2 protein-coding genes are annotated in these 2,339 nt (G+C 63.7%); one reads left to right on the top strand and one right to left on the bottom strand.

Going from position 1 to position 2,339, the window contains the following annotated elements:
- A partial coding sequence (locus AC5Y5O_RS31905) for a universal stress protein (protein WP_500028733.1) occupies positions 1 to 545 on the bottom strand: 545 nt, incomplete at its 3' end.
- Positions 546 to 1,162: 617 nt separating this feature from the next.
- Here AC5Y5O_RS31905 and AC5Y5O_RS31900 point away from each other — a divergent pair.
- Positions 1,163 to 1,324 carry a hypothetical protein gene (locus AC5Y5O_RS31900; RefSeq protein ID WP_175364749.1) on the top strand — a complete coding sequence of 54 codons (162 nt, stop codon included), beginning with the start codon at positions 1,163 to 1,165 and terminating at the stop codon, positions 1,322 to 1,324.
- The last annotated feature ends 1,015 nt before the right edge of the window (positions 1,325 to 2,339 follow it).

Raw genomic sequence — 2,339 nt, 5'->3', positions numbered from 1 at the left:
TCGAATGCGATTGCAGTGGCCAATTCCGACGCTGGTGATCCATCGACGCCCAACAGCACGGGCCCACCAACGGCAGCCGGCGACGGGGCCGAGACCTCCCGGTGAATAACGGCGACAGGGCAATGGGCTCGATGGATCAGTCCGGAGCTGACCGAGCCCAGCAATACGCGACGCACGGTGCCCAGTCCACGGGCGCCTACGACGACCAGGTCCGCGGCTCGAGACATATCGACCAGAGTCGGAATGGGCGGGGAAAAGTGCAACTGACTGTCGATTTCCGCTGGATCGGCGTCTCCGACAGCGCTTTCGGCGATCCTGGTCGCACGGTCGTTGATGGCTTGCAGGTCGCCTTCGTGGCGGTGCTGCGCCTCTGCGGGAGTGAAAGGAGCGAGGCGCGGTAGTGCCGATCGGGGTGCGGCGTACACAAGCGTGAGCCGCCCCTTACGAAGCACTGATTCGCGCGCAGCCCACCGGACGGCGGCATCGGAACCAGCTGACCCGTCAACACCTACCAGCACGCCGAAATGTTGGTTCTTGCTGACCATCTGACTGTCCTTTTGTGGGGCCGGCGACTACGGGCATCGCGAGGCTGTGCAATGCGTTGTGTACGAACATCGAACGGCGGGGCCGACGTTCTCATAGTGCTCCGTGGGGCATCCACGTTACGTCCCCGCGCGGGGGCGGGTTCAACAGGACGCCACAGTAGGGCTCGACGCAGTCAGGAGGATTGCGTGTCGCGCGGTCAGGAGTGATCGGCGATGGAGGGGGCGCCACGCTGGAAGTTGGAGCAGCGGTCTGCGCGGGTAGCGTTGTGTTGCCTCGTAACACAACGCTACCGATCCCGGCTGCTAACGCAAACATGACAGCGCCGCCGGCCAGCGCGACCTCGGCCTTCGGTCGAGATAACATCGCGCTCTCCGCTCGTGATTGGGTGTTCGTGCGAAGACCAAGTCTTCCAGCCGACGCCCTCCGGGGGTAGGGCATTCGGTCCCTATTGTGAAAGGCAATCCAGCCTCCATGGCGGCGTCGAGGCGAAGGAGCGGGCCGCCTGTGATGGCGGATATTTTGACGAGGCAGCCCACGCGCTGCCTCGATCCCTTCACCTTTTGCAGCGCAGCGTGCCCGCGAACCCAGCGAACGGTCATCACCTATAACACGCGGCTTGATCGCGCCAACTACCGAATTGGGAGAATTCCTCACCATCCTGCCCATGCCCTTCGAGATCGGCGCCGTCATGCTGGACTGGACCACCATGGCGGCGGTTGACTCGATGCTCTTCCTACGTGCCCAGATTGGATTGACTTTCGCCATGAGAAGTGACTGAAGCCAGTCCAGGCGCGGCCGTGCGCAGTCAGCCATCGCGGCCTGGCCCACATGCGCCTCTCGATGCAGTCGATTCAGGTGTCGATGCAGGCCACCGCCACTTGGAGGCCTGATTGCCCTACCTGCGGTGACCTAAGTCCCTACCCTGTGGGGGTATCTGTACGCAACATTGGGGTTGTTAGGACGATACGACCAAACACAGGAGAGTCTGATGAAATCTCAAACGAAAGCGGCGATCGCGCTGTTCGGCGGAGCGGCAACACTAGTTTTAGCGGTCGGATTTGGCGGCAGCGAATTGGCAAGCAGTCCGACCACACCAATTGCGGACCCTGCTTCGAGCGTGACGCCGGCGCCCCCCGCCCCAGGCGGCCCCGACTTTGCGGCTCCTGGCGGTGTCGACGGAGCGGCAGCACCCCCCACGGGCTTAATCGTGTCGCCGCACCCCGCGCCCCCGGTGCCGCGCACAAACCCAAGGCCCTGAGCGCACACGGCTTTTCGGGTAGTGTCCGCGGCCGAGATATTTTTGTGTTTAAGGTCCGATGAATGGCCAATCTTGGAGTGCGCGGAGGTGCCGAATCGATGGCCCGAGGTTGAAGGGTTCGCAGTCAGGACCGTTGCTGACCACAAATAAACGGGAAAACCCCATTGCGGGGGCAGCGCGTAGCTGGTCAAGCAGCCCGGGGCGCTGGCAGCGGGGGCGATGGTGCAGAGCCGGAGCACTAGTTGGTCTTGATGGTGCCTAATGTCTTGCGGGGCAGCAGGATCCCACCCCCGACACCACGCAGATCGCTACGGACCGGGTCCTGCATCGGCGTGCCTGCGGCGCAGTCAACGCACCAGGATGATGCGCTGGGAGCCTCCCAGGGCTAGGTGGCCTGAGCCCACGCGCGTGATCAGCAAGCTCGTGCACGTGAAATGCGTCGTGGAGTTTGTCGGCGTGGGACGCCAATGGTGTGCGCCCCGGCGAGCGCATGCGTTGGAGGCGTGAGTGGCGGCAGAGGCTCGCCGCCTACACC

This window comes from Mycobacterium sp. NGS40 (genome assembly GCF_059812735.1).
The sequence above is the reverse complement of the archived record's forward strand: the minus strand, read 5'-3'. Positions and strand labels throughout refer to the sequence as shown.